Origin of the sequence: Pandoraea sp. (genome assembly GCF_041919235.1) — a bacterium.
In the GTDB taxonomy this organism is placed as follows: Bacteria; Pseudomonadota; Gammaproteobacteria; order Burkholderiales; family Burkholderiaceae; genus Pandoraea.
In genome coordinates this window covers 82,535-88,995 of sequence record NZ_JAYRUC010000024.1, presented here as the reverse complement: position 1 = coordinate 88,995, position 6,461 = coordinate 82,535, and the positions used below count along the sequence as shown (strand labels likewise).

The following is a 6,461-nucleotide window of genomic DNA, read 5'->3' as shown; positions in this document are numbered from 1 at the left end:
CGTCAAGCCGGAGCAATTCCGCCGCGTGTACGAGCCGATGTTCGCCGCATCGATCGAGCAAGGCGAGCGGGCCGAGCCGCTGTACGACTGGCGTGAAATGAGTACCTACATCCGTCGTCCGCCGTACTGGGAGGGCGCGCTCGCCGGCGAGCGCACGCTGCGCGGCATGCGGGCGCTGGCGGTGCTCGGCGACAACATCACGACCGATCACCTCTCGCCGTCGAACGCGATCATGGCCGACAGCGCAGCGGGCGAGTATCTCGCGAAGATGGGCCTGCCGGAAGAGGACTTCAATTCCTACGCCACGCACCGCGGCGATCATCTGACGGCGCAGCGCGCCACGTTCGCCAATCCGACGCTCAAGAACGAGATGGTCGTGGTGGACGGTCAGGTCAAGGCCGGTTCGCTCGCGCGTATCGAGCCCGAAGGCAAAATCACCCGCATGTGGGAGGCCATCGAGACGTACATGGCGCGCAAGCAGCCGCTCATCGTCATTGCCGGGGCGGATTACGGCCAGGGATCGTCGCGCGACTGGGCGGCCAAGGGCGTGCGCCTGGCAGGCACCGAGGCCATCGTCGCCGAGGGCTTCGAGCGCATTCACCGCACCAATCTGGTCGGCATGGGCGTGTTGCCGCTCGAGTTCAAGCCGGGTACGAATCGCAAGACGCTCGGCATCGATGGCAGCGAAACCTTCGATGTGATCGGTGAGCGCACGCCGCGCGCGGACCTCACGCTGGTCATTCACCGCCATAAGCAGGACGGAAGCAGCGAGCGCGTGGAAGTGCCGGTGACGTGCCGTCTGGACACGGCCGAGGAAGTGTCGATTTACGAGGCGGGTGGCGTGTTGCAGCGCTTCGCGCAGGACTTTCTGGAATCGTCGCAGGCGGCTGCCTGAGGAGAGACGCGATGGCGCATCAGCCACAAATCCGCATTCCCGCTACGTATATGCGTGGCGGCACCAGCAAGGGCGTGTTCTTTCGCCTGCAGGACTTGCCCGCCGCCGCGCAGGTGCCGGGCGCGACGCGCGATGCACTGCTCATGCGCGTGATCGGCAGCCCCGACCCCTACGGCAAGCAGATCGACGGCATGGGCGGGGCCACGTCGAGCACGAGCAAGACGGTCATCATCGCGAAGAGCGAGCGGCCGGGGCACGATGTGGACTATCTGTTCGGGCAGGTGTCCATCGATCAGAAGTTCGTCGACTGGAGCGGCAACTGCGGCAACCTGTCGGCGGCCGTTGGCCCGTTCGCGATCAGCGCCGGGCTGGTGGACCCGGCGAGAGTGCCGCGCGATGGCGTGGCCGTCGTGCGTATCTGGCAGGCCAACATCGCCAAGACGATCGTCGCGCATGTGCCGATGACCGGCGGGGCTGTGCAGGAGACGGGGGATTTCGAACTCGACGGCGTGACCTTTCCGGCCGCCGAAGTGCCGCTCGAATTCCTCGATCCGTCCGCCGAGGACGACGGTGACGGCGGAGCCATGTTCCCGACCGGCAACCTCGTCGACGATCTCGAAGTCCCCGGCGTGGGCACGTTCAAGGCAACGATGATCAACGCGGGCATTCCGACGATCTTCCTCAATGCCGAGGACCTCGGCTACCGGGGCACGGAGTTGCAGGATGCCATCAACGGCGACGCCAAGGCATTGGCGATGTTCGAGACGATTCGTGCATACGGCGCCATCCGCATGGGGTTGATCAAGGACGTCTCGGAGGCCGCTACGCGTCAGCACACGCCGAAGGTGGCGTTCGTGGCGAAGCCTGCCGGCTATACGGCGTCGAGCGGCAAGGTCGTGAATGCGTCCGACGTGGATTTGCTGGTGCGCGCACTGTCGATGGGCAAGCTTCACCACGCGATGATGGGCACCGCAGCGGTCTGCATCGGTGCCGCAGCGGCGATTCCTGGCACGCTCGTGAATCTGGCGGCGGGCGGCGGTGCTCGCGAGGTGGTGCGTTTCGGGCATCCGTCGGGCACCCTGCGTGTGGGCGCGCAAGCCCAAGCGGTGGGCGGTGAGTGGACCGTCACCAAGGCCATCATGAGTCGCAGTGCACGCGTGTTGATGGAAGGTTGGGTGCGCATTCCCGGCGACGCATTGTGAGCGCGTGACGCACCCTGCGCGGCGACAGGGCGTGGCAACGGACAGTCTCGGGCGGCTGACGAGCATCGCGCTCGCCAGCCGCTTATCATGGGAGGTCTCGGGAAGCTGCCGCGCACGGGTGCGAGGGCGGTTTTCATCAACGTCACAGGAGGCGGCCGATGTCCGCAGGCATCTCGAATGTGCGTCCCACGCCCGACAAGGTTCTGACCGACATTGTCGACTACGTCCTCACCTATGAAATCCGTAGCGATCTCGCCTTCGATACCGCGCGCAACTGCCTGATCGATACGCTCGGGTGCGGGTTCGAAGCGCTCTCGTATCCCGCATGTACCAAACTGCTCGGCCCGATCGTGCCGGGCACAATCGTCCCGAACGGGGCGAAGGTTCCCGGCACGCCATATCAGCTCGACCCGGTGCAGGCGGCGTTCAGCCTGGGCGCGATGATTCGCTGGCTCGACTTCAACGACACTTGGCTGGCTGCCGAATGGGGACATCCGTCCGACAATCTCGGCGGCATACTCATGACGGCAGACTGGCTTTCGCGCACGGCGGTGGCGCAGGGGCAGCCGCCGCTGACCATGCGGCACGTACTCGCCGCGATGATCAAGGCGCACGAGATTCAGGGCTGCCTTGCGCTGGAGAACTCGTTCAATCAGGTCGGACTCGATCACGTGGTGCTGGTGAAAGTCGCGTCGACGGCGGTGGTCGGCGAGATGCTCGGACTCTCGCGCGACGAACTGATCAACGCGCTCTCGCTCGCGTTCGTCGACGGGCAGAGTCTGCGCACCTATCGCCACGCGCCGAACACAGGCAGTCGCAAATCATGGGCGGCCGGCGATGCCACGAGCCGGGCGGTGCGGCTCGCGCTCATGGCGCGCACCGGCGAGATGGGCTATGCGTCGGTGCTCACTGCCAAGACTTGGGGCTTCTACGACGTGCTGCTCAAGGGCCGGCCATTCGCGTTTCAGCGGCCTTACGGGTCGTACGTGATGGAGAACGTGCTGTTCAAGATTGCTTTCCCGGCGGAGTTTCACGCGCAGACGGCGGCAGAGAGCGCAATGACGCTGCATCGTCGGTTGCAGGCGATGGGGCGCAGCGCGCAGGACATCCAGTCAGTGCGGATTCGCACGCACGCCGCGGCGATTCGCATCATCGACAAGCAAGGGCCGCTCGCCAATCCGGCGGACCGCGATCATTGCATTCAATATATGGTGGCCGTGCCGTTGCTGTTCGGACGATTGACGGCGGCCGATTATGAAGACAGTGTGGCGGCCGACCCTCGCATCGATGCGCTGCGCGCGAAGATCGTCTGCGAGGAAGATCCGCAGTTCACGCGCGACTATCACGACCCCGACAAGCGCTCGATTGCCAACGCGCTGAGCGTGACCTTCACCGACGGTACGACGCTCGACGAAGTTCTCGTCGAATATCCCATCGGGCATCGTCGCCGTCGCGCCGAGGGCATTCCGCTGCTCGTGGAGAAGTTCAAGACCAATCTGGCCCGGCGCTTCGCTGCCCGTGCGCAGGCCCATATTCTCGAGGTCGCGCTGGATCAGCAGCGGCTCGAAGCGATGCCGGTGCACCAGTTCGTCGATTTGATGGTGTGACGCGGTAGTCAGGTATCTGGCGCCGATGCGGGCGCCGTGAGCCGTGTCACACCGTGTCGCCTTCACGTGGCACTGTCGAATCGCCGCGCCCCCTGCCAATGGAGGGCGAGGGCCACGATGCCGAGTGCGATCCCCAGCCCGGTGATGCCATCCCATCCGGAACGTGCCATTAGCCAGCCGCTTATTGTTGCACCGACGGCGCCGCCAAAGAACGTGGCCGTCATGTATAGGCTGTTGATGCGGCCTTGCGCGCTCGGGTCGACGCCGAAGGCGCGCGTCTGATTCGACACGAGTCCCGCTTGCACGCCAATGTCGAGCACGATCACGCCGGCCACAAGCAGCGCCAGCGAGGTGTCGGCACCTGCGAGCAGCACGCAGGCGAGCGTAACGATGCCGATGCTCGCCGCGATCACGATGCGCGGTCCGAGCCGGTCGGTGGCTCGTCCGCCGAACGAGGCGGCGATCTACGCTCCAATGCCCGGTGCGAACGCGGCAGCCAGCGCGAAGACGAAGGCCAGGGCGATCTGCGCTAGCACCAGCGTGCGACGATCGTAACGATCGCCCAACGGCAGCAGCAAAGCCAGTCCCGTCGCGAAGCCCAGAAGCGCAGCAGCGGCGACGAGGTTGACGGTGCTCAGGTCGACATGCAGGCTTGTCGAGATCAACGGCAGGATTGGCTGCGTGCAATAGATGTTGGTGACGACCGCCCCCGCGATGACGGCCATCATGACGATCTTGCCCCGGGAGGCAATCGCTGGTGTGGACTGCGATGGCTGCGATCGCGGTGAGCCATGGAATAGGCGCGTTGGGCCCATGGTGCACTCCTGTAACGAGGTCGGCGGAATTACAGCGATGGCCACCCGATGCGACACACCATCTGCTCGCCATCCCCTGGTTGCAGACATTACTCGGTTGCATCCACGTAGAGAATCCGTCAACATCGGGAATCATCTTTCCGAATTTCGGCAGGGTCCATGAGTCGGCTCGAATCCATGTCCGTTTTGATTGCCGTCGTGGATGCGGGTAGCCTGTCGGCTGCCGCGCGCCGTCTCGGGATGCCGCTGGCGACGGTGAGCCGGAAGGTGGCCGAGTTGGAGTCGCATTTGAAGACGCGCTTGCTTCACCGCACGACCCGACAGTTGTCGCTGACGGATGCGGGCAGTTCGTACGTGGCGGCGTGTCGCCGGATTATCGAGGAGATCGGTGAAGCCGAGCGAGCCGCCACGGGTGAGTCCGCGATGCCCAAGGGCGAGTTGGTGCTCACCGCGCCGGTTGTGTTCGGGCGTCTGCATGTCTTGCCGGTGGTGGCGGAGTTCCTCGCGCAGTACCCGGAGATCGACGTGAGTCTTGTGCTGACGGACCGGGTGGTGCACTTGATGGACGAGCATGCCGATGTGGCGCTGCGCATCGGCGACTTGCCGGACTGCGCGCTTGTGGCCATCGGCATGGGGGCCGTGCGCCGTGTCGTCTGCGCCAGCCCCGGTTATCTCGACGCACACGGCGTTCCGGTAACGCCCCAGGATCTCGTCGGCCACGCGTGCATTACCTTCGAGGTGCTCGCATCGCGGCGTGCCTGGGTCTTTCGTTCGGGCAGATCCGAGCAGTCTGTGCGTATACGATCGCGACTGGCGGTCAACACGGCGGAGGCGGCAATTTCGGTGGCGGTGCTGGGGGTGGGGCTGGTGCGTGTACTGTCCTACCAGGTCGCGCAGGCGTTGCAAGACGATACCTTGAGGGTGGTACTTGGCGACTTCGAAGCGGCGCCACTCCCGGTCAGTCTGGTTCACCAAGGGCAGACACCGCTACCGCTCAAGCTGCGCGCGTTTCTCGATTTCGCGACGCCGCGCTTGCGGGCTCGGATCGCCCCCGATATTCGCTGAGGAGGGCACATGTTCGAACCTTACCTTCAGCGGTGGAACCTGACGCGCGATGGCGATGCCTTTGCTTCACTCAGCGGTCATCTCCTGCCGGTGCGGTTCCGGGACACCCCTGCCATTCTGAAGCTTTCGCACCAACCCGAGGAAATCGCGGGGGCAGATGTCATGTCATGGTGGGCGGGCGATGGCGCTGCGCCGGTGCTCGCGCACGACGGCGAGGCGCTGCTGATGGTGCGAGCGCAGGGTTCGGCATCGCTCGCGAGAATGGCCAGAGAGGGGCGCGACGATGACGCGACACGAATTCTCTGCGCAACGGCCGCGCGCTTGCATCGGCCACGCGCCGCCCCCACGCCGCCCCTCACGTCTTTGACGCAGTGGTTCAGCGCGCTGTCGACACTGTCATCGACGCAACCGCCGATACTGGCGCATAGCGCCCGTGCGGCGCGAGAATTGCTGGGTGCACCACAGGAGCGGGTGGTGTTGCACGGTGACCTTCACCATGGCAACGTGCTCGATTTCGGCGAAATGGATTGGCTCGCCATCGATCCGAAGGGGCTCCATGGTGAACGCGGTTTCGACTATGCGAATCTCTTCTGTAACCCGGACGGAGAGACGGCGCTCGCGCCCGGGATTTTCGCGCGGCGAGTCGACGTCGTGACGCAAGCAGCCGACATCGATCGTGAGCGGCTGTTGAAGTGGGTGTTGGCGTGGGCGGGCTTGTCGAGCGTGTGGTGCACGGAAGATGGCGGCGATGCCCGTCGCACGTTGGACGTGGCGTGCCTGGCGGCCGCCGCGCTTGGCATCGTCGAATGACGTTAGTACGTCCGGGATACGCCCGAGATACACGGAATGCCGGGGCGTCACGACATCGTGACGCGCA

General features: G+C 65.1%; 6 protein-coding genes and 1 pseudogene. 5 read left to right on the top strand and 2 right to left on the bottom strand.

From position 1 onward, the window contains the following. From ACE3UG_RS18460 to ACE3UG_RS18450, 3 genes and pseudogenes are all read left to right on the top strand, one after another. Positions 1 to 895 (top strand): annotated as a pseudogene (locus ACE3UG_RS18460) (Fe/S-dependent 2-methylisocitrate dehydratase AcnD); the annotation flags it as partial. Positions 896 to 906: 11 nt separating this feature from the next. After that, a complete protein-coding gene (gene prpF / locus ACE3UG_RS18455) occupies positions 907 to 2,097 on the top strand; it encodes a 2-methylaconitate cis-trans isomerase PrpF (RefSeq protein ID WP_374626560.1) in 1,191 nt (396 codons plus the stop codon). A gap of 158 nt (positions 2,098 to 2,255) precedes the next feature. After that, positions 2,256 to 3,704, top strand: coding sequence for a bifunctional 2-methylcitrate dehydratase/aconitate hydratase (locus ACE3UG_RS18450; RefSeq protein ID WP_374626558.1), 1,449 nt, complete (start codon positions 2,256 to 2,258; stop codon positions 3,702 to 3,704). 62 nt (positions 3,705 to 3,766) lie between these two features. On the opposite strand, the gene ACE3UG_RS18445 is transcribed toward ACE3UG_RS18450, so the two are convergent. Beyond that, positions 3,767 to 4,168 (bottom strand): MFS transporter, encoded by a 402-nt coding sequence (locus ACE3UG_RS18445; protein WP_374626574.1) that lies wholly within the window; start codon positions 4,166 to 4,168, stop codon positions 3,767 to 3,769. Further along, positions 4,169 to 4,432: an MFS transporter gene (locus ACE3UG_RS18440; RefSeq protein ID WP_374626555.1), complete on the bottom strand. Its 264-nt coding sequence runs from the start codon at positions 4,430 to 4,432 to the stop codon at positions 4,169 to 4,171. A 246-nt stretch (positions 4,433 to 4,678) separates the two neighbouring features. Here ACE3UG_RS18440 and ACE3UG_RS18435 point away from each other — a divergent pair, with 246 nt between their 5' ends. Together ACE3UG_RS18435 and ACE3UG_RS18430 are read left to right on the top strand one after the other, a co-directional pair. Then, positions 4,679 to 5,584 (top strand): LysR family transcriptional regulator, encoded by a 906-nt coding sequence (locus tag ACE3UG_RS18435; RefSeq protein ID WP_374626553.1) that lies wholly within the window; start codon positions 4,679 to 4,681, stop codon positions 5,582 to 5,584. Positions 5,585 to 5,593: 9 nt separating this feature from the next. Beyond that, positions 5,594 to 6,394 carry an aminoglycoside phosphotransferase family protein gene (locus tag ACE3UG_RS18430; RefSeq protein ID WP_374626551.1) on the top strand — a complete coding sequence of 267 codons (801 nt, stop codon included), beginning with the start codon at positions 5,594 to 5,596 and terminating at the stop codon, positions 6,392 to 6,394. Positions 6,395 to 6,461: the final 67 nt, after the last annotated feature.